General features: G+C 69.2%; 20 protein-coding genes and 1 riboswitch. Of the genes, 5 read left to right on the top strand and 15 right to left on the bottom strand.

Annotated features, from left to right (window positions below; genetic code table 11):
• Positions 1 to 20 precede the first annotated feature (20 nt).
• Positions 21 to 452, top strand: coding sequence for a GlcG/HbpS family heme-binding protein (locus I4Q42_RS02030; protein ID WP_232792772.1), 432 nt, complete (start codon positions 21 to 23; stop codon positions 450 to 452).
• Positions 453 to 560: 108 nt separating this feature from the next.
• Here I4Q42_RS02030 and I4Q42_RS02025 read toward each other — a convergent pair whose 3' ends face one another.
• Both I4Q42_RS02025 and I4Q42_RS02020 read right to left on the bottom strand, forming a co-directional pair.
• Positions 561 to 1139 (bottom strand): type 1 glutamine amidotransferase family protein, encoded by a 579-nt coding sequence (locus I4Q42_RS02025; protein ID WP_198574394.1) that lies wholly within the window; start codon positions 1137 to 1139, stop codon positions 561 to 563.
• Complete coding sequence (locus tag I4Q42_RS02020; RefSeq protein WP_198574393.1) at positions 1139 to 1459, bottom strand: heavy metal-binding domain-containing protein; 321 nt, start codon at positions 1457 to 1459, stop codon at positions 1139 to 1141. The genes I4Q42_RS02025 and I4Q42_RS02020 overlap by 1 nt, the downstream gene beginning before the upstream one ends.
• A gap of 69 nt (positions 1460 to 1528) precedes the next feature.
• On the opposite strand from I4Q42_RS02020, the gene msrB reads away from it, so the two are divergent.
• Positions 1529 to 2008, top strand: a complete 480-nt coding sequence (msrB, locus tag I4Q42_RS02015) for a peptide-methionine (R)-S-oxide reductase MsrB (RefSeq protein WP_198574392.1) — start codon at positions 1529 to 1531, stop codon at positions 2006 to 2008.
• Positions 2009 to 2275: 267 nt separating this feature from the next.
• Here the strand turns inward: msrB and I4Q42_RS02010 are convergent, their stop codons facing one another.
• The 8 genes from I4Q42_RS02010 to I4Q42_RS01975 form a co-directional block, all read right to left on the bottom strand.
• Positions 2276 to 2668, bottom strand: coding sequence for a hypothetical protein (locus I4Q42_RS02010; protein WP_198574391.1), 393 nt, complete (start codon positions 2666 to 2668; stop codon positions 2276 to 2278).
• A gap of 69 nt (positions 2669 to 2737) precedes the next feature.
• Positions 2738 to 3157, bottom strand: a complete 420-nt coding sequence (locus tag I4Q42_RS02005; RefSeq protein WP_332872998.1) for a hypothetical protein — start codon at positions 3155 to 3157, stop codon at positions 2738 to 2740.
• Between the two features lie 10 nt (positions 3158 to 3167).
• On the bottom strand, positions 3168 to 3521 hold the full coding sequence (locus I4Q42_RS02000) for a DUF1428 domain-containing protein (protein WP_198574390.1): 354 nt from the start codon (positions 3519 to 3521) through the stop codon (positions 3168 to 3170).
• 73 nt (positions 3522 to 3594) lie between these two features.
• Positions 3595 to 4881, bottom strand: a complete 1287-nt coding sequence (locus I4Q42_RS01995) for a S41 family peptidase (protein ID WP_332873005.1) — start codon at positions 4879 to 4881, stop codon at positions 3595 to 3597.
• An 85-nt stretch (positions 4882 to 4966) separates the two neighbouring features.
• The gene (locus tag I4Q42_RS01990; RefSeq protein WP_198574388.1) at positions 4967 to 5125 is read right to left on the bottom strand and encodes a hypothetical protein; all 159 of its coding nucleotides are present in this window, start codon (positions 5123 to 5125) and stop codon (positions 4967 to 4969) included.
• Positions 5122 to 5493: a zeta toxin family protein gene (locus I4Q42_RS01985; protein WP_198574387.1), complete on the bottom strand. Its 372-nt coding sequence runs from the start codon at positions 5491 to 5493 to the stop codon at positions 5122 to 5124. Before I4Q42_RS01985 ends, I4Q42_RS01990 begins: the two co-directional genes overlap by 4 nt.
• 82 nt (positions 5494 to 5575) lie before the next feature.
• Entirely contained in the window at positions 5576 to 7414 is a 1839-nt protein-coding gene (thiC, locus tag I4Q42_RS01980) for a phosphomethylpyrimidine synthase ThiC (protein ID WP_198574386.1), read from the bottom strand.
• A 73-nt stretch (positions 7415 to 7487) separates the two neighbouring features.
• Positions 7488 to 7593, bottom strand: a riboswitch (TPP riboswitch).
• A gap of 27 nt (positions 7594 to 7620) precedes the next feature.
• Positions 7621 to 8844 (bottom strand): rhomboid family intramembrane serine protease, encoded by a 1224-nt coding sequence (locus I4Q42_RS01975; protein ID WP_198574385.1) that lies wholly within the window; start codon positions 8842 to 8844, stop codon positions 7621 to 7623.
• 180 nt (positions 8845 to 9024) lie between these two features.
• Here I4Q42_RS01975 and I4Q42_RS01970 point away from each other — a divergent pair, with 180 nt between their 5' ends.
• Positions 9025 to 11151 carry a hypothetical protein gene (locus I4Q42_RS01970; RefSeq protein WP_198574384.1) on the top strand — a complete coding sequence of 709 codons (2127 nt, stop codon included), beginning with the start codon at positions 9025 to 9027 and terminating at the stop codon, positions 11149 to 11151.
• 3 nt (positions 11152 to 11154) lie between these two features.
• Here I4Q42_RS01970 and ypfJ read toward each other — a convergent pair whose 3' ends face one another.
• The 3 genes from ypfJ to I4Q42_RS01955 are packed head-to-tail and all read right to left on the bottom strand — an operon-like array spanning position 11155 to position 13016.
• Positions 11155 to 12000 carry a KPN_02809 family neutral zinc metallopeptidase gene (gene ypfJ / locus I4Q42_RS01965; protein ID WP_198574383.1) on the bottom strand — a complete coding sequence of 282 codons (846 nt, stop codon included), beginning with the start codon at positions 11998 to 12000 and terminating at the stop codon, positions 11155 to 11157.
• A 15-nt stretch (positions 12001 to 12015) separates the two neighbouring features.
• Entirely contained in the window at positions 12016 to 12399 is a 384-nt protein-coding gene (locus I4Q42_RS01960) for a hypothetical protein (RefSeq protein ID WP_198574382.1), read from the bottom strand.
• A 29-nt stretch (positions 12400 to 12428) separates the two neighbouring features.
• On the bottom strand, positions 12429 to 13016 hold the full coding sequence (locus I4Q42_RS01955) for a tetratricopeptide repeat protein (RefSeq protein ID WP_198574381.1): 588 nt from the start codon (positions 13014 to 13016) through the stop codon (positions 12429 to 12431).
• A gap of 225 nt (positions 13017 to 13241) precedes the next feature.
• Here I4Q42_RS01955 and cuyA point away from each other — a divergent pair, with 225 nt between their 5' ends.
• Both cuyA and cuyB read left to right on the top strand, forming a co-directional pair.
• Entirely contained in the window at positions 13242 to 14243 is a 1002-nt protein-coding gene (gene cuyA / locus I4Q42_RS01950; protein WP_198574380.1) for a D-cysteate sulfo-lyase, read from the top strand.
• A gap of 27 nt (positions 14244 to 14270) precedes the next feature.
• Positions 14271 to 14933 carry a cysteate racemase gene (cuyB, locus tag I4Q42_RS01945; protein ID WP_198574379.1) on the top strand — a complete coding sequence of 221 codons (663 nt, stop codon included), beginning with the start codon at positions 14271 to 14273 and terminating at the stop codon, positions 14931 to 14933.
• 891 nt (positions 14934 to 15824) lie between these two features.
• Here the strand turns inward: cuyB and I4Q42_RS01940 are convergent.
• A complete protein-coding gene (locus tag I4Q42_RS01940) occupies positions 15825 to 15971 on the bottom strand; it encodes a hypothetical protein (protein ID WP_198574378.1) in 147 nt (48 codons plus the stop codon).
• 80 nt (positions 15972 to 16051) lie between these two features.
• Entirely contained in the window at positions 16052 to 17998 is a 1947-nt protein-coding gene (locus tag I4Q42_RS01935; protein ID WP_332872997.1) for a transglycosylase domain-containing protein, read from the bottom strand.
• Positions 17999 to 18080: the final 82 nt, after the last annotated feature.

The raw sequence follows: 18080 nt of genomic DNA, 5'->3' as shown, positions 1-18080 counted from the left end.
CCGTTCTTGGAGTGCTCTCGATGTCCGCCCCCGCCGCGCTTGCCGCCGACGCCCTGGAGTACGGGCGCAACATCACGCTGAACGAGGCCAAGGCGGCAGCGAACGCCGCCGAGGCCGAGGCGCGGAAGAACGGCTGGGCCGCCGTCATCACCGTGGTCGAGCCCAACGGCCAGACCGTGCTGTCGTGGAAGATGGACGGCGCCTCCTACGCCGCGCCGGGCGTCGCGCGCCGCAAGGCCGAGACCGCCGCCGGCTTCAAGCGCCCGACCAAGGCGTTCCAGGACGCGGTCAAGGCCGGCAACCTCAACGCCCTCTCCAACGGCGCCCTGGCCATCGAGGGCGGCGAGTTGCTGATCGCCGACGGCAGGATCGTCGGGGCGATCGGCGTGTCGGGCGCCACGCCAGAGCAGGACGGGATCATCGCCCGCGCCGGCGCGGCGGCGGTGAAATAGGCGGCGTGAATTCCCCGCCCTTCGACAGGCTCAGGGTGAGGCATTCAAACCGACCACGGAAATCACCCTCATCCTGAGCCTGTCGAAGGACGAGGGTGACACAAAAGGTCAGCCCTCGCCGAACTCCTTGGCGAACATGGCGATGTAGCCGTCCAGCCGCTCGGAGGCCTCCGGCGCGATCAGCCGCGTGACCTCGGCCGCGAAGGTGACCGGGGCCGAGCCGGGCGCGGTGACGATCTTGCCGCCGACCACAGCGCGGGGGCTTTCGACATAGCGCTCGGCGCCCGCATAACCCGGCGCCTGCTCGGCCAGCCAATCCTTGCCGTTCGAGGTGTGGGCCTTGCCGGCCAGCAGTCCGGCCCGGGCCAGGGCGATGGTCGCCCCGCAGATACCGGCGACGATCTTGCCGTCGGCATGGGCCTGGCGCAGCAGGCCAAACAGCGCCTCGCTCTGATAGGTCTGCCAGGCGTCCGAGCCGATCAGCAGGAAGACGTCAGCGTCGGACAGCACCGGGTCCTCGAAGCCGTAATCGGCGGCGGCCAGGATGCCGCCGATCGAGGTCTCCGGATCGCCGGTCGGGGTGGCGATCTCGATCTGGACCTTGAAATATTCGCGCAGCGAGGCCAGCACGGGACCGGCTTCCCAGTCGGCCCAGCCAGGCTGGAGAAAAGCGACGGCGACGGTCATCAGCGCAGCTTCACGGCGGTGCCGGCCGCCGTGACCATCAGCATGCCATTGTCGGCGCCCAGGGCTTCATAGTCGAGATCCACGCCCACCACGGCGTCGGCGCCCAGGCGGCGGGCCTCGTCGATCATTTCCTGCAGGGCGATGTCGCGCGCCTCGCGCAGGGCCTTCTCGTAGCCGCCGGCCCGGCCGCCGATGATGTTGGTGATGCCGGCGAACAGGTCGCGGAAGATGTGCGCGCCGATAATCGCCTCGCCCGAAACGACGCCCAGGGTGGCCACGGTCTCGCGCTCGGCTATGTGCGGAGTGGTCGAGGTGATCATGAGCAGCTTTCCGTCCCTTGATGCGGACCACCCTACCGGCGGACCGTTCGAAACCCTAGATTGGCATCCATGACCCAAGCCGCCACCCTTTCCTCCACAGGTTTCGACCTGACCCCGCCCACCGAGCCCGAGCGCGAGCGCCTGGAAGGCGACCTCACCGCCGAGGAGGCGCGCGTCCTGCTGCATCACGGCACCGAAGCGCCGTTCTGCGGCGGCCTGCTGGGCGAGAAGAGCCCGGGCGTCTACGGCTGCCGGCTGTGCGGCCTGCCGCTGTTCAAGCACGAGACCAAGTTCGAGAGCGGCACCGGCTGGCCCAGCTTCTACGCGCCGTTCGACGAGGACCACGTCAAGGCGGTGCGCGACACCTCCTACGGCATGGTGCGCATCGAAACCCGTTGCGCGCGCTGCGACAGCCACCAGGGCCACGTCTTCCCCGACGGCCCGGCGCCGACCCGGCTGCGCTACTGCATCAACTCGGTGTCGCTGCAGTTCGTGAAGGCCGGCGATCCCCTGCCCGACCCGCTGCATCGCGGTGATCGGATACCCTGACGACGCCTCAAGCTTCCTCAACGGAAGTTCGACCGTCGGTGGAAAAAATGGGTTGCCCGACACAACTATAAAGAGCACGGTCAGCTCGACGCCGAGGGATCGGCGACTCACTCGGGCGACGTCCCCCTAGACGATTTGCCCGAACCGCCCGCGTACAGCCTCCGGCAGGGTTGTGACGCTCCATGGCGGACGCGTCGGAAGGGGGCCCTTCCCCCCAACCTCCTTCCGACGCGAACCCCTCTTCAGGTTCAGGGCGCGTCTTGAGGGTCAGGGCTGCGTGGATGGGCCGTAGGCGACGTAGCCGCGCTCGACCATCCGGCGCAGGGCCTCATAGGCCGTCGACAGTTCATCATAGGCGTTGCGCAGGCTCGCCAGGGTCTCGACTTCCGAAGGCTCGGGCGCACGGCCCGACTGGCCGATGGCCAGGGCGGCGGCGGCCCAGCGGGCGCGGGCCTGGGCCGTGGTCACGGCCAGCTTCTGGAAATGCCCGGCGTCGAGCCGCCCCAGGGCCTGGGCCATGATCTCGCGGTTGGAGACGAAGGCGGTGTAGTCGATCTGCTCGAGATGGCCGCGCAGGCGCCGCTGCTCCTGCGGATCGATGTCCTGAGGCTCGAAGTGATCGCTGAAACGCCGGGTGCTGGACGTGACGGTGGACGACATGACGGCCTCCCTGACCGCATCGCATAGGCAAGGGAGTCTGCGCCCGAGGCCTTAAGCGGTCCTTACACGTCAATCGGGCGTGAACAGTCCCTGCAACCCGACGATCATGGCGATAATCCCGAAGATCGCCAAGACCAGTCCCGCACCCTGCGAGCCGCTGGTGCCCAGGCGGCGGGCGACCGCCCCGGCCCGCAACCGATCCCACAGCAGCAGGACGCCAACGGCCAGGCCGACGATCTCGAAGTGGAAGACGCGCGGTCCCGAGATCAGGTGCACGACCAGGAAATAGCCGCCGCAGACGAGGGCCACGATCCCGACGATCCAGCCGAACGGAGCCAGACGGCCGGCGAACCGGCCCAGGTCGTCGCCGGCGCGCGGCAGCAGGGCCAGCAGGCCGATCGCCAGCAGGAAGCCGCCGAGGATGTTGCAAAGGTCGAGAAGCAGTTCGAGCATGACCGTGGAATGCCGGCCGGCGGGCAGGCGTTCCACGGCCGGGACCTCAGTACTGCACGATGCTTTCGAAGCCGCCGAAGATCATCCGCTTTCCGTCGAACGGCATGTTCTGCATGTACGGCTTGAGGCGCTCGTCCTCCATCACCTTGGCCATCACCTCGTCGCGCTTGGCCTTGCTGTCGTAGGTGATCCACGAGAACACCGTGATCTCGTCGTCCTTAAGCTGCACGGCGCGGGGAAACGAGGTGACCTCGCCATAGGGCGTGTCCTCGGCGATCGCCTCGACATAGGACAGCGCGCCGAGCTCCATCCAGATCGAGCCGGCCAGCGTGGCCATCTCCTTGTAGGCCTCGACATTGGCCTTGGGCACGGCGAGCACGAAACCGTCGACATAGGTCATGGGATCCTCCCTGGTGTTGTCGTTCCCTAAGGACGATCAAACGTCCGGGACGCCGACATGGGCGAGGAAAAGTTCAGCGACCTTGGATCAGCGCCAGCAGGCGGTTCAGGGTTTCGGCATGCCCACCGCCGGGCGCATCGGAGGCCGAGACCGGCAGCGGCATCTGCGGCGTCAGCCCTCGGCCCTCCAGTTCGGCCCCCGACGAGTCGCGATAAAGTTCCGCCGGCAGGGCGAAGGCCCAGCCGTTCGGCAGCGGCTTGGGAAGCTGATCCGACAGCGCGCCGCGTGTACGCGTCCCGACCTGACGGACGTTCGGCAGGCTTCGCATCATCAGCACGAAGGTCTCGCCGGCGCTGACCGTGATCGGGCCGGTCAGCAGCCAGACGGGTCCGAGATAGCGCGGCCCTGGCGCGGGCTCGATCGTCAGGGGCTGGGGAACCGCCATGACGCCGGCCGGCCGCTTGGACCCGACGACATGCCGCGCGTCCGCGAACCGCCCCGCGATCCGGCGGCTGACTAGGTCGTAGCCGCCGCGATTGTTGCTGACGTCGACGATCACCGCCTTGGCGTCGGCGAAGGCTGCCATCGCCTCGTCGAGCGTCGCATCCAGCGCGACCATGTCGTCGTCGCCCGCCTCGGCATCGAAGCCGCCCATGGTGACGACGGCAAGGTATCCGACCTCGCCCTCGCGCCCCCAGAAGATCCTGCCATTGGCGACGCGGCGCGCCTTGAACGGCGCGGCCAGCACATCGTCCCGCCAGACCCGCCCCCAGGCGGCCTCGCCGCCGGGTCGTCCCTGGGCCTGGAGCAGCACCTTGGCCTCGCCGAAGCGGCGGCTGCGCGGCTGTCCGTCGACCACGCCATCCAGCTCCACATGGGCGTCGTCGATCCCGCGCAGCAGGACGCCCAGCGCCTTCCACAGATCGGCGTCCGTCGGCGAGCCGCCCAGCGCGGCGATCGCCTCTCGCCGCCGCACCGACCAGTCCAGGCCGCGCTCGGCCGACAGCGGATAGTAGGCGGCGAAGGTGTCGGCGACCGCGGACAAGGTCCGCTGCGGCGTCCACGGCGCGTTGGCCAAGCAGGCGGCCGGCAGGGCCTTCAATCGATCGAAGCGATAGAGCGTCCCGTCTGGATCGCCGGCGGTCTCGACGACGCCGCCTCCGGCCTGCCGCCACAGCTTGAACACGCCGTCCGGATCGGCCTCCGATCGCGGATCACGCCAGCAGTCCTCGCCAGCGACATGGTAGAGAACCGGCCCCGCCGCCTCGAACCTTACGATCCAGCCATAGCCACGCGAGCGCCAGACGCCTTGCAGCGGCTTGGCGACGACGGCGTTCTCGAAAACAGGATTGAAAGACACTGCAGCCAAGGACGGTGCGCCGACAGCCAGCCCCGTAAGAAAGGCAATGCTGGTAAGTGCTTTCATGAGGTCGCAGCGATCAGTCTCAACCGACCTTCTTTTGAAGAGCGGCGACTGCCTTCTCCACCGCGACCTGACGCCCCAAAAACTTGCCCGCCCGCTCCTCACGCGTACCGTGACGCGCCTTCCAGGCGGCCTCCTTCAAGGCTTCCTCGACGAGCTTGATGTCGGTTCTCTGGCTCATGACAGGCTTGAATCTAGCAGTTCCAAACCTTCCTCGCCACTCCGCCAGACCTGCCAACTGTCGACGAGCGGTTTGTAGATTTTGTCGAGATATTGGAGGCTCTTTGGAAAACGACGCCGAATATCCCGCTCGGGAATATCATGCCCTCCCATCGCCACCCGACGACGGACGCGGGCTAGCAACTCCTCGACGTTTGCCAGGCGCAGATAGACGAGCTCCACTCGGTAGCCGACGGCTCTCCAGTGATCGATGCGGCGAGCGTAGGAAAGGCTGGCGAGGGTCGTCTCGAGCGCTATGTCTCGTTGTTCTTCCGTCAGCGCCGCCAGAAGTTTCAACATCTCCCTGCCCGCGATCACGACTGACGGCATGGCCCCCTGCATGACGAAGGCCCGGCTCTAAAGAACCGGGCCCCGTCAGCTTCACCTCAAGAGAAGCGGTTGGAAAGCCGCCCTACTCCGTCTTCAGGTAGATCTCGCTCCCCTGCTCTTTGAACTTCTCGCTCATCTCCGCCATGCCGAGGTCGGCCGCGTTCGGGGCCTGGGCGGCGGCGAAGTCGCGGACTTCCTGGCTGATCTTCATCGAGCAGAACTTGGGACCGCACATCGAGCAGAAGTGCGCGGTCTTGTGCGCCTCCTTGGGCAGGGTCTCGTCGTGGAACTTGCGGGCCGTCTCGGGGTCGAGGCCGAGGTTGAACTGGTCTTCCCAGCGGAACTCGAACCGCGCCCGGCTGATGGCGTCGTCCCACATGGCCGCGCCGGGATGGCCCTTGGCGAGGTCGGCGGCGTGGGCGGCCAGCTTGTAGGTGATGACGCCGGTCTTGACGTCGTCGCGGTCGGGCAAACCGAGGTGCTCCTTGGGCGTGACGTAGCAGAGCATGGCCGTGCCGAACCAGCCGATCATCGCCGCCCCGATCGCCGAGGTGATGTGGTCGTAGCCAGGAGCGATGTCGGTGGTCAACGGACCGAGGGTGTAGAAGGGGGCCTCGTGGCAGTGCTTCAGCTGCTCGTCCATGTTGGCCTTGATCTTGTGCATGGCCACGTGGCCCGGCCCCTCGATCATCACCTGCACGCCGTGCTTCCAGGCCACTTTGGTCAGTTCGCCCAGGGTGCGCAGTTCCGAGAACTGGGCCTCGTCGTTGGCGTCGGCGGTCGAGCCGGGACGCAGGCCGTCGCCCAGCGAGAACGACACGTCGTAGGCGCGCATGATCTCGCAGATCTCGTCGAAGCGCTCGTAGAGGAAGTTCTCCTTGTGGTGGGCCAGGCACCACTTGGCCATGATCGAGCCGCCGCGGCTGACGATGCCGGTGACGCGCTTGGCGGTCATCGGCACGAAGGGAAGCCGCACGCCGGCGTGGATCGTGAAGTAGTCGACGCCCTGCTCGGCCTGCTCGATCAGGGTGTCGCGGAAGACCTCCCAGTTCAGGTCCTCGGCCACGCCGTTGACCTTCTCCAGCGCCTGATAGATCGGCACGGTGCCGATGGGGACGGCGCTGTTGCGGATGATCCAGTCGCGGATGTTGTGGATGTTGCGGCCCGTCGACAGGTCCATGACCGTGTCGGCGCCCCAGCGCGTGGCCCAGACCATCTTGTCGACCTCGTCGGCGACGGTCGAAAGCACCGCCGAGTTGCCTATGTTGGCGTTGATCTTGACCAGGAAGTTGCGGCCGATCGCCATCGGCTCAAGCTCGCCGTGGTTGATGTTGGCCGGGATGATGGCGCGGCCCCGAGCCACTTCCTGGCGCACGAACTCCGGCGTCACGAAGTCGGGGATGCTGGCCCCGAAGTCCTCGCCGTCGCGCACGCAGGGGCGGCTCTGCTCGCGGCGCAGGTTCTCGCGGATGGCGACATATTCCATCTCGGCGGTGATGATGCCGGCGCGGGCGTATTCCAGCTGGGTGACCAGCTTGCCCTGGGTTCCGCGATAGATCTTGCGGCCATTGTCGGGGAACTGCGGGGCCAGGTGCTTGCCCTGGGCGAAGCCGTTGTCCTCGGGCTTGACCTCGCGCGGGTTGGCGACCACTTCGACGTCGCCCCGGGCGATGACCCAGGCTTCGCGTGCGCGTTGCAGGCCCTTCTCGATGTCGATGGTCACGGTCGGGTCGGTATAGGGACCCGACGGGTCGTAGATGGTCACCGGCGGCTCGTTGGCCGACGGGTGGACGGCCACCTCGCGGAACGGCACGCGGATGTCCGGGAACAGCTCGCCGGCCTGATGGACCTTGCGCGACCCGGGAATGGGGCCGGTGGCGACGTCGCTGGTCGCCGGGATGATGGGGGTTTGGGCGTTCATGTTGCGGGCTCCTCAAGCATTGAAGAGACCCGGACGTGTCGAGCTAAGTCGGTTTACGGGCTGGAATAGACGCCTCCAGACCGCGTTCCCTCCCTTCGCCGGCATGACCCGGATCAGGTTCGACGGGTCAGGGCTCAAGCCCAATCTCAGCCGCGACAGCGACCCCCCGGTGAACAGGGCGGACACTAGGGATGTTGACGCCTAGGTCAAGGGAGCGCGGGACAAAGCCCGTCGCTGCGGACCAGCTTGTCCAGCGGCTTCAAGGCGGGATCGACGTCCTTCAGGGCGCAGAGCGGGCGGGCTTCTTCCGTGGCCTCCTGGCGACGCCCCTGGGCGGCGACCAGGGCGACGAGGTGGTAGCGCAGCAGCAGTTCGAACTTCGTCGGCAGATCCTCGGTCAGAATCTCGCGCTCGGCCAGGGCCAGGCGGACTTCCCGTTCGCCCTCGGCCAGACGGTGAGCCTGCAGGTGGGCGCGGGCGAGCAGCAGGCGCGTCCGCGGATCCCGCGGATAGGCCGCGACCAGGGCGGCGATCTCGCGCGGGTCGGACTCGACCTTTTCCGTGAACAGGTCGCCGGGCGCCAGCAGGCGGCCGCGCTCGATGTAGCGATCATGGCGGGTGGCCACGAGGGCGAAGGCCGTGACCGCCAGCGCCAGGCCCGCGCCGCCGATAAACCAGAGCCAGCGGCCGGCGCTGGGGTGGTCGGCCTCCTCGTCCCAGGTGGCCAGCAGCAGGAAGCCGATGGCGCCGCCGGCGACGGCGCCGCCCAGATGGCCGTTGTAGTCGATGTTCGACCCGGTCAGCGCCCCGAACGGGATCACCGACGGCACGAACAGGCGCAGGGTGATCCAGCGCAGGCGCTTGGCGTGCTCGTGCATGCTGGGGTGCAGGCTGATCGCCAGGATCATCGCCAGCAGGCCCATGATCGCTCCCGAAGCGCCGACCGTGACCGTCCGCGGATCGTTGAGCAGCAGCGACCCGATGGAGCCCCCGATCGCCGAGACGACGAAGGCCGCCGCCAGCCAGGCGCGGCCGGCCACCCGTTCCAGCGTGATCGCCGCGAAGGCCATGACCACCGCGTTGCCGACGATGTGGGCCAGGTTGGCGTGCAGCAGGGGCGCGGTGAAGATCCGCCACCACTCGCCGCCTTCGACGACCAGTCGCCGGCTGACGCCGCCCACGGCCATCAGGTTATGGAGGGCCAACTCCATGCCCTGGCCCATCGGCAGGCCGCGCGTGGGCTCGAACACGAAGATCAGCGCCAGCAGCGTCAGCAGGGCGACGCTCAGATACGGGGTACGGTCGGGAACGGCCTCGGGCTCGGCGGCCGCCGCCTGCGGCGCGGACGATCGGATCGGCGGCAGGTCCCAGGCGTCCGCCAGGGATTTGGGCGGAACGGCCCGTTTGCCGAAGGTTGAGGTTGCAGACATGGGCTCCGGCCTCGCTCAACCTCCGGAATACATGCCGCGTCCTTACGTCGCATGAATCGGCATGGTTAGCGGATCGCAACCGCCGGCTCCTTCAGGCCTGCAGCCGAGCATTCACATTTACAGGTTGCACGATTAGGCGGATACATCTTCAGCGACAAGCGCCGTGGCGAGGGGAGCCGCATGGGCGAACGTTCCGAACTTCTGGCCTTCTTCGAGCGGTCCAAGGTGCCCGTGGGCCTGCCCCTGCTGGCGGCCGGGACGATCCCGGCGAGCCTGATCGGCCTGCTGCTGTTCTATCTGCCCGACCTGCCGCTGGACCTGGCCTTCTTCGGCGGCTGGCTGGCGCTGCTGTCGCTGGCCGCCCTGATCTGGGCCACCGTGCTGTGGGGCCTGGTCGTGGCCGTGACGCCGCAGAAGCAGGCCCTGACCAGCGCCTCGGTCGTGGCCGTGGCCATGTCGCTGGCGATCGCCTCGGTCGCCTCGCCGCCGGCCATCGGCTCGCTGGCCCAGAAGACCGGCCGGGTGGTCGAGGCGGCCCTGGCCTGGACGCCGGCCCTGGTGTCCCAGGCGGTCAGCGGCGTGGATCCCTGCTCGGGCGGCGTGCTGAAGCCGGAACAGCGCCGCCAGACCGTGCTGAAGGGCCGGATAACCGGCGTGCTGCACGGCTTCATCAGTCGCGGCGACCGGGGCTGCACCCCGGCCGACCTGATCCCGGCCGGCCTGTCGTCCGCCCCCGCCGGAACCATGACCGGCGGCGCCTGGATCTGGTTCCTGATCGTGTTCGGCATCTGCCTGGTGCTGGCCCGCGCCATCGCCGAGGCTCGCACCGAATGGTATCCGGCCGACGGCTCGCGCGAGCCGATCATCGCCTATCCCAAGTGGATCGCCGCGGTCGTCTACACCGCCATCCTGATCCCGGCCTCGTACCTGGCCATCGGCTCGCTGCTACTGTTGACCCAAGAGACCACGGCCGTCGACCAGGCCGAACTGAACCGAAGGCTCGACGACGTCGAGGCCAAGGCGATGTCGAGCCAGAGCATGGAGCCCCTGCCCGTCAATACCGGCCTGCTGCTGGGCCAGGCGGTCAATGCGGCCAACGCCGTGCCGCCTACGCCGGCGCCGATCGCGGCGCCCGGCCCGGAGGTCGGCGGAGAGGCCAAGCCCGCCGCCACGCCGGCGGCGCTGGCCGTGACCCCGGCGGTGGACCAGGCCGAGCAGCTGCGGATCATCGTCCAGGGCGTCAACGACTACCAGAAGCTCAGCCAGCGGTTCGAGCAGTACCGGGTGTCGCGCAAGCTGGAGATCGTCCGCGACTACAACGAGGCCGTCGGCCGGTTCCCGCCCAGCCAGCTGCCCGGTTATGTCGACATCCTGGTCGAGCGCTATCGCGAGCAGGTCACGACGCGCCGGTTGCAGCTGCGCCAATGCCTGGGGGCGCTGTCGGGCGTGCAGACCGTGTCGATCGTCGATCGCAGGATGAACCTGCGCAACCTCGCCGCCGCCGCGCCCTATACCGAGGAGATCAAGAAGACCTGCAAGGCGCCGGTCGAGGTGGCGACGGCGGCCGGATCGACGATCGAGGCCGATCGCAACCTGCGGCTGGGCAACCTGATCGAGCGGGTGCTGTATCGCTGGCTGATCGGCGTGCCGGCCTCGACCCTGCTGATCCTGGGCCTGATCGGCTTTGGCCTGTTCGGCGCGGCGATCCGGATGCTGGGCCGGCCCGACCGTCCCGAGCTGAACGCCGAGCCCGACCAGCCGGTCGATGCGGAAGCCCGCGTCCAGGTCGACGCCCTGTTCGCCCGCAGCGAAGCCCTCAGCCATGCCCCGCCGCCGGCCGAGGACGACGTCTCGTCGCGGGCCCAGCGCGAACGGCAGTTGCGCCGGCAGGAGATCCTGGCGCTCAAGGCCCTGGCCCTGCGGATCAACGCCGCCTCGCGCTCGGACCATGCCGGCAGCAACAACATCGTCTATTTCCGCGCCAACTACGTCGTGGGCGACGACGGGCTGGTGCGGGTGGGCGAGCGGGTGGCGGTCAGCGGCGCCCCGGCCCGGGTGCTGGTCCACGGCATGGGGGCGGCCTTCACGATCTTCCTCCTCAGCGAATGCGGCGCGCGGCTGTTCAACGAGGGCGGCCAGACCAATCCGATCGGCATGCTGGCCATGGGCTTCATCGGCGCGGTGTTCGCCGAAGACATCTGGAAGCGGGCCCGCGAAATCCTCGGCGAGAACCTCAAGCGCAAGCCCGAACCCAAGGAGCAGCCGCAGGCGCCGGCTGCGGCGCCCGCGGCCCTGCCTGCCGAATAACCGCTAGAGCGTCGCCGCAGAGAAGGTGTCGCAGGCCGCCGGCTTGCCCGCGTCATAGCCCTTGCCGAACCAGCGCATGCGCTGGGCGCTGGAGCCGTGGGTGAAGCTGTCGGGCACCACGCGCCCCTGGGCCTTTTCCTGGATCGTGTCGTCGCCGACGGCGGCGGCGGCGCCCAGGCCGTCCTCGATGTCGGCGCGGGTGATCTGGATGTTGGAGACCTCGGGCGCATGTCGCGCCCAGACGCCGGCGTAGCAGTCGGCCTGCAGCTCCAGCCGCACCGAGCCGCTTTCGGCGCCCTGGCGGCCCAGTCGATCGGCCTGGCGGTTGGCGCCCAGCTGGTTCTGGATGTGGTGGCCGATCTCGTGGCTGATGACATAGGCGCGAGCGAACTCGCCCTTGGCGCCGAAGCGGCTTTCCAACTCGTTCCAGAACGACAGGTCGAGATAGACCTTGCGGTCGGCCGGGCAATAGAACGGCCCCATGGCCGACTGGCCGGTTCCGCAGCCGGTGCCGGTCGAGGCGTCGTAGAGCACCACGGCCGACGGCGGCACGTACTTGCCGCCCGAGCGGGCGAAGATCGGCCCCCAGACGTCGGCGTTCGAGGTCTCGATGACGTCGACGAAGCGGCCGCCTTCGTCCTGGGTGGAACCCCGCTCGCCTTGCTGCTGGGCCGCCGGTTGCTGGGCGCCGTTGACGACGCTGAGCGTGGTCTCGGGACTGATGCCGAACACCAGATAGCCGACCACGGCCAGGGCCACCGCCCCGATGCCGCCGCCGGCCACGCCGACCGGACCCAGACCGCGCCGGTCCTCGATATTGCCGGAGCGCCGGCCGCCTTCCCATTCCATGCGTTCAGCGCTCCCTTAGCGTTCGGAGGCGGGCTTGATGGCCCGGATGGCGGCATTGCTCCGCGCCAGGCGGGCGTCGGTCAAGCGGTCAAGCTCGTCGAGGCGCAGCGACTGGGCCGCGGCCGGATCGCCGCGCTCGGGCAGGGCCCTGAGCGGACGCGGCGAGGCGGGCGCCGTCGCCAGACCGTGCACGGCGGCGCCGGCGGCGGCCCGATCGCGAGCCGCCTGGACCCGCCGGGCCGAGGCCAGCTGGTCCTGGCGCAGGCTGTCGATCTCCATCCGCGCGGCGTTGCGGTCGCGCAGAGCCCCCGGATCGACCTGGGCCAGGGCCGCGCCGCTCCAGGGGGCGCCCGCCAAAGCCACGGCCAAGGCGGCCGCCCCCATCGATCGTCCGGTCATTCCACGCCTCCGCGTCGTTCCCCCTGCCGTCAGGGGCTCTCGATCGAGAAACGCGCCAGCTCCTCCTTCGGCGCCGCCCAGTCGGGATCGAGTTCGGAGGCCCGGCGGTAGTCGCGATAGGCGGCCGGCAGGTCGCCCAGGTTCTCGTGCGCCAGGCCGCGGTTGTAGAAGGCCCGTTCCGGCGAGACGACGCCCAGGGCCAGGCCTCGATCGATCTCGGCCAGCCCCTCGACGAACCGCTCCTCGGCCACGAAGGCCGCGCCGCGATTGACATAGGCCTCGCCCAGCTTGGGATCGATGCGGCCGGCGGCGTCGAAGTCGTCACGGGCCTCGACATAGGCCTTGCGGCGCAGCTGGATCACGCCGCGATTGACCAGGGTGCGGGCCCGGTCGCCGGACTTCAGGGCCTCGACCTCCAGGGCCGAGGTGCACAGGCGCATCGTCGTGTCGTCCGAACGGCCGCGGACCACGGCTTCCGAACAGTCCTGGGCCATGCCGCCGCCGAAGATCAGCGTCGAGGCGCCGGCGCCGCCAGGCGGCGTCAGCAGGGCCAGGGCGGCGACGCCCAGGATCCAGCCGCGAGCGGGCGGCCGAGACTTCGCAGTCTGGGTGTTCATGCGTTTTCTCCCAACGTTCACCCGGCCTTCCGGCAGGCCCGCGGGATGGGAGAACCCAAGCCGCGGACGTGCGGGGACGGGCTTTTCGAACCGGTCGACGTCGAGGCCGTCCGGCCGGGCCAGCATAGCACCGGACGGGAGCGGGCGGCGCGGCAAAACGCCCGAAAACGCTTTGCCAGCCGACGGGCGGCGGCCTATCTCGGAGCGGTCGAACGGAGTTCCCGCATGCATCTGGCCCGCTTTCCCCGCGCCCGCTTCGCCCACCTGCCGACGCCGCTGGAGCCGCTGCCCCGGCTGGGCGCGGAACTGGGCATCGACCTGTGGGTCAAGCGCGACGACTGCACGGGCCTGGCCGGCGGCGGCAACAAGACCCGCAAGCTGGAATTCCTGCTCGGCGAGGCCCTGGCTCTGGGGGCCGACACCCTTGTGACGCAGGGCGCTGTTCAGTCCAACCACGTGCGCCAGACCATCGCGGCGGGGGTGCGCTTTGGCCTGCCGACCGAAGTCATTCTCGAGGAGCGCACGGGCTCGAAGGCCAGCGACTATGTCGGCAACGGCAATGTGCTGCTCGACAAGCTGATGGGCGCCTCGATCCGCTTCGTGCCCGGCGGGACCGACATGAACGAAGAGCTGGAGGCGACCGCCGAGATCGTCCGTCGGCGCGGCGGCAGGCCCTATGTGATCCCCGGCGGCGGCTCCAACACGGTCGGGGCCCTGGGCTATGTCGACTGCGCCCGCGAGTTGGTGGTGCAGGCCGATGCCCTGGACCTGAAGATCGACCGCCTGGTCACCGCCACCGGCAGCGCCGGCACTCATGCGGGCCTGGTCGCGGGCTTCGCCGCCCTGTCGGTCGACATACCGATTCTGGGCTTCGGCGTGCGCGCGCCGAAAGTCAAACAGGAGGAAAACGTCTTCAATCTGGCCGTTGCTACCGCCGAGACCATCGGCGCGGCGGGACGGGTGAAGCGCGAGGCTGTGGTGGCCGACTGCGACTATGTCGGCGAGGGCTATGGCCTGGTGGACCAGGGGGTGATCGACGCCCTGGCGCTGGCGGCGCGCACCGAGGGGCTGCTGCTGGATCCGGTCTATTCGGGCAAGGCCATGAAGGGGCTGATCGACCAGGCCCGCAAGGGAAGGTTCAAGAACGAGCGGGTGGTGTTCCTGCATACGGGCGGGGCCCAGGGCCTGTTCGGCTACCAGTCGGTGCTGGAACCGGCGCTGGGCTGAGGGACCCTTGGCTGAAGGAACAAGACGATGAGCAAGATCCTCGGCGTGCTGGGCGGCATGGGACCGGCCGCCACCCTCGACTTCCTGGCCAAGCTGCAGGCGGCCACGCCCGTGGTCCGCGAGCAGGACCACATCCGGGTGCTGGTCGACATCAATCCCAAGGTTCCCGACCGCAACCACGAGGGCGACGCGGCCGGGCCGGTGCTGGCGGCCATGGCGGCGGGGCTGCGGGACGCGGGCGCGCAGGTGCTGGCCATCGCCTGCAACACCGCCCACGCCTTCGCCGATGAGGTGCGCTCCAGCGGCCTGCCGCTGATCGACCTGCCGGAGACGGCGGTCGAGGCCGCCCGGGTGCACGGCGCGACGCGGATCGGCGTGCTGGGCACCGGCTCGGCGCTGTCGATCTATCGCGACCGGCTCTCGCACCTGGGGCTGGAGGCCGTGACCCTGGGCGACCACGAGCAGGTCGAGTTCATGGCCCTGCTCTATCGCATCAAGCGCGGCGACCTGTCGGACGGAGCCCGCGAGACCATGGCCGCCCTGGCCCACCGGCTGGTGGGGCTGGGCGCCGAGGCCGTGGTGGCGGGCTGCACCGAGGTTCCGCTGGTGCTGGGCCAGGGTGATCTTGTCGTGCCTTTCGTGGATGCGACGCAGGCGCTGGCGGCGCGGTGCGTGGCGGTTTGCACCTGATCTTTCCTTCTCCCCTTGCGGGAGAAGGTGGCGGCGAGGGCCGTCGGATGAGGGGTTTCTCAGACAGGAGACACTCCACCCGGCCCGACCGCTGCTCGCAGCTTCGAGGTTTGAGAGACCCCTCACCCGACCTGCTTCGCAGGCCACCCTCTCCCGCAAGGGGAGAGGGACATGGGTGAGCGTTCTCCCGCGCGAATGCGCGTTAGGTCGGGAAGGCGCGGAGCGGTCGGGCGGAGCCCGGAGACCGTAGGGTTTGTTTGCGTTTCGGCTTCGTCTGACCGCTCCGCCACATCGTTGGCTCGAAGGACCGGGGGCGTAGGCGCTATTTCAGCCATTGGCCCGGCTAGCCCTCGGACGGGCAGGATCGACAGCCCCGCGGTAATCCGGCGCGGCCTCGGCTGATCCTGTTGAACCGGTTTGAACGTTCCCGGCCTGTCGACCCGCTTGTCGCGTCACGGAACGGCTGGCGGTCCAGTCACGCCTTCTGAGCGATCCTGCAAACCCGCCCTTCCCATGACGCAACAAGCGGCCCCGCTCGATGCGATCACAGCCGCAACTTGGGCCGGTACCAAGAGCCCTCCCCATGGCTGGGATGGGTTTGAGTATGGGGGCGGTTTGAGTGGGTGGGGATAAGTTGGGGTCGAGAAAGTTTAGAGCGTTGATTTTGCTGGACTCTTTTCCGAGTTCGCCGTGTGAGCAGCGTGCGTAAGGCCGTCCTCAAACCGTAAAACCCCCGCGAACGCGGGGCCCCAGGTGTTTTATCGTCTGGCGCCGAGGGTTGCAGAAAAAGCCTGGGTCCCCGCTTTCGCGGGGATTTTACGGAGGGGGGTGGGACCGCAGGCGGCGTACCCCCTCACCCTCCCAGGCTCTCGCCTGGGCCCCTCCCTCTCCCTATGGGAGAGGGTTCAGATGCACGATGATTTCCGTCGCGGCCTTGGCGGCTTCGCGGGCTTTGGCGGCCTTGGCGTCGCGTTGGGCCTGGCCGGCCTGCATCGCGGCGGCCCATTTGGTTTTCGGGGGTGGTTTGGGGAGCGGCATGGCGTCCTCCGTGGATCAGCCGCAGCAGGTCACGGCCGCGCCTAACCGTCCAATCACGACTCTGCGACACAGAGCACCTATCAGCCGCCGAACAGCCGCTTCAGCCAGCGGGGGATGCCGTCCACGGCGCGGTCGATATCGCGGCCGACCTCGTCGTCCTCGGACGGCGGGGCCGCTCGGGGAACCGGGGCGCGGTCGCGGGCGATCAGGCCGGCCTTGAGGCCCGAACCGACGAAGTCGCGCCAGATCTGGGCCGGCAGGCCGCCGCCGGTGACGCCGTTCATCGGCGAGTGGTCGTCATTGCCGACCCAGACCCCGACCACCAGGTCGCCGGTGAAGCCGACGAACAGGGCGTCGCGATGGTCCTGGGTGGTGCCGGTCTTGCCGTAGGTCAGCTGGCCGGTGCGGGCGGCGCGGCCGGTGCCCTCCTCGACCACCGCCCCGAGCAGCTCGTAGAGGGCCGCGCGCTGGGCGGGATCGAGCGCCTGGCTGGGCGGCGGCGCCTGGCCGGCCGGGCGCGGACGGCCGTAGGGCGCAACGGGCGTATGTCCCGAGGCGACGGCGGCGTAGGCGCTGGTCAGTTCCAGCAGCGTCGTCTCGGCCGTGCCCAGCGACAGGCTGGCGTCGGTCGCCTTCAGCGGCGAGGTGATCCCCAGGTCGCGAGCGGCCTGGACGACGGCCTCGCCGCCGGCGGTCTGCCAGATCCGCGCGGCGATGACGTTGTTGGACTGGGCAAAGGCGTCGCGAAGGGTCAGGTCGGTTCCCGCCCCGCCCTCGTAGTTCTTCGGGGTCCAGCCGCCGATGGTGATCGGATCGCCGACCACCCGCATGTCGGTGCGGGCCCCGTCGCGCAGGGCGGCCAGGTAGACGAACAGCTTGAAGGCGCTGCCCGGCTGGCGCTTGGCCTGGACGGCGCGGTTGAACTGGCTGGCGGCGTAGGAACGGCCGCCGACCATGGCGACGACCTTGCCGTCGGGGCGCATGGCGACCAGGGCCGCCTGCCCCGCCTTCAGCCGGCCGCCGGACTTGGCCAGCGCCCGGTTGACCGCCTGCTCGGCCCGGCGCTGCAGGCGGCCGTCGAGGGTGGTGGGAACCTTGACCTCGCCATAGCGGGCGGTCTCGAAGGCGTCGGCGATCTGGGGCGAGACCCAGTCGGCGAAATAGCCGCCGACCGGCAGGCTGGCGCGCACGGCCCGGGCGCGGGCGCCATGGGCGGCGGCGGCCTGCTGCGGCGTGATGGCCTTGGTCTCGACCATGTCGGCCAGGACGAGGTTGGCGCGGGCGGCGGCGGCCTTGGGGTTGTCGACTGGATCCAGGCGGCTGGGCGCATTGACCATGCCGGCCAGGATCGCCGCCTGGCCGAGGGTGAGCGTCTCGGGCGGGCGGCCGAAATAGTGCCGCGAGGCCGCGCCCAGGCCATAGACCCCGTCGCCGAAATAGATGCTCGACAGATAGCGGGCGAGGATCTCGTCCTTGGACAGGCGCAGTTCCAGCCAGATCGCGATCACCGCCTCCTGCGCCTTGCGGCGAAGCGTGCGCTCGTTGCTGAGGAAGGCGTTCTTGGCCAGTTGCTGGGTGATGGTGCTGGCGCCCTCGCGCGCCTCGCCGGCCTTGATGTTGACGGCGGCCGCCCGGCCCATGCCCCAGAGGTCGAGGCCGAAGTGATGGCGAAAGCGCCGGTCCTCGATGGCGATGAAGGCGTCGGGCACGTAGGCCGGCAGGTCGGCGACGACGACCGGGGCCTCCTTGTAGGCCCCTCGGCGGGCGAAGGGCTTGCCCTGCGCGTCCAGCAGCACCACCGCCGGGCTCGGCAGCGGCTCCAGCGAGCGCGACAGCGGCAGACTGACCCCGACCCAGACGAAGGCGGCCAGCAGCACGACTAAGACGAAGCCCAGCGCGGCCATCCAGCGCGGATGGCGACGGACGAAGGCGACGACGCCCCGAACTCTCGCGGCGACGAAAGCGACTACGGTCAGGGCGACATGACGCGCCTTCACCGTCCAAGCTCGCCAATCGAAGTCGGCCACCCGGCCCCCGTTTCCTGTTCAGCCCAACCCTGGATGGCAGGCACTTGCGGCAGGAAAGCGTCCGGACACGGTCAAGGTTGCG

Origin of the sequence: Caulobacter hibisci, assembly GCF_016135805.1 — a bacterium.
Taxonomy (GTDB): Bacteria; Pseudomonadota; Alphaproteobacteria; order Caulobacterales; family Caulobacteraceae; genus Caulobacter; species Caulobacter hibisci.
The sequence above is the reverse complement of the archived record's forward strand: the minus strand, read 5'-3'. Positions and strand labels throughout refer to the sequence as shown.

Bases quoted from the DNA above. Each gene is read 5' to 3' on its own strand.
- I4Q42_RS02030 (WP_232792772.1), top strand. From the start codon at position 21: ATGTCCGCCCCCGCCGCGCTTGCCGCCGACGCCCTGGAGTACGGGCGC.
- I4Q42_RS02025 (WP_198574394.1), bottom strand. From the start codon at position 1,139: ATGACCGTCGCCGTCGCTTTTCTCCAGCCTGGCTGGGCCGACTGGGAA.
- I4Q42_RS02020 (WP_198574393.1), bottom strand. From the start codon at position 1,459: ATGATCACCTCGACCACTCCGCACATAGCCGAGCGCGAGACCGTGGCC.
- msrB (WP_198574392.1), top strand. From the start codon at position 1,529: ATGACCCAAGCCGCCACCCTTTCCTCCACAGGTTTCGACCTGACCCCG.
- I4Q42_RS02010 (WP_198574391.1), bottom strand. From the start codon at position 2,668: ATGTCGTCCACCGTCACGTCCAGCACCCGGCGTTTCAGCGATCACTTC.
- I4Q42_RS02000 (WP_198574390.1), bottom strand. From the start codon at position 3,521: ATGACCTATGTCGACGGTTTCGTGCTCGCCGTGCCCAAGGCCAATGTC.
- I4Q42_RS01990 (WP_198574388.1), bottom strand. From the start codon at position 5,125: ATGAGCCAGAGAACCGACATCAAGCTCGTCGAGGAAGCCTTGAAGGAG.
- I4Q42_RS01985 (WP_198574387.1), bottom strand. From the start codon at position 5,493: ATGCCGTCAGTCGTGATCGCGGGCAGGGAGATGTTGAAACTTCTGGCG.
- thiC (WP_198574386.1), bottom strand. From the start codon at position 7,414: ATGAACGCCCAAACCCCCATCATCCCGGCGACCAGCGACGTCGCCACC.
- I4Q42_RS01975 (WP_198574385.1), bottom strand. From the start codon at position 8,844: ATGTCTGCAACCTCAACCTTCGGCAAACGGGCCGTTCCGCCCAAATCC.
- I4Q42_RS01970 (WP_198574384.1), top strand. From the start codon at position 9,025: ATGGGCGAACGTTCCGAACTTCTGGCCTTCTTCGAGCGGTCCAAGGTG.
- ypfJ (WP_198574383.1), bottom strand. From the start codon at position 12,000: ATGGAATGGGAAGGCGGCCGGCGCTCCGGCAATATCGAGGACCGGCGC.
- I4Q42_RS01960 (WP_198574382.1), bottom strand. From the start codon at position 12,399: ATGACCGGACGATCGATGGGGGCGGCCGCCTTGGCCGTGGCTTTGGCG.
- I4Q42_RS01955 (WP_198574381.1), bottom strand. From the start codon at position 13,016: ATGAACACCCAGACTGCGAAGTCTCGGCCGCCCGCTCGCGGCTGGATC.
- cuyA (WP_198574380.1), top strand. From the start codon at position 13,242: ATGCATCTGGCCCGCTTTCCCCGCGCCCGCTTCGCCCACCTGCCGACG.
- cuyB (WP_198574379.1), top strand. From the start codon at position 14,271: ATGAGCAAGATCCTCGGCGTGCTGGGCGGCATGGGACCGGCCGCCACC.
- I4Q42_RS01940 (WP_198574378.1), bottom strand. From the start codon at position 15,971: ATGCCGCTCCCCAAACCACCCCCGAAAACCAAATGGGCCGCCGCGATG.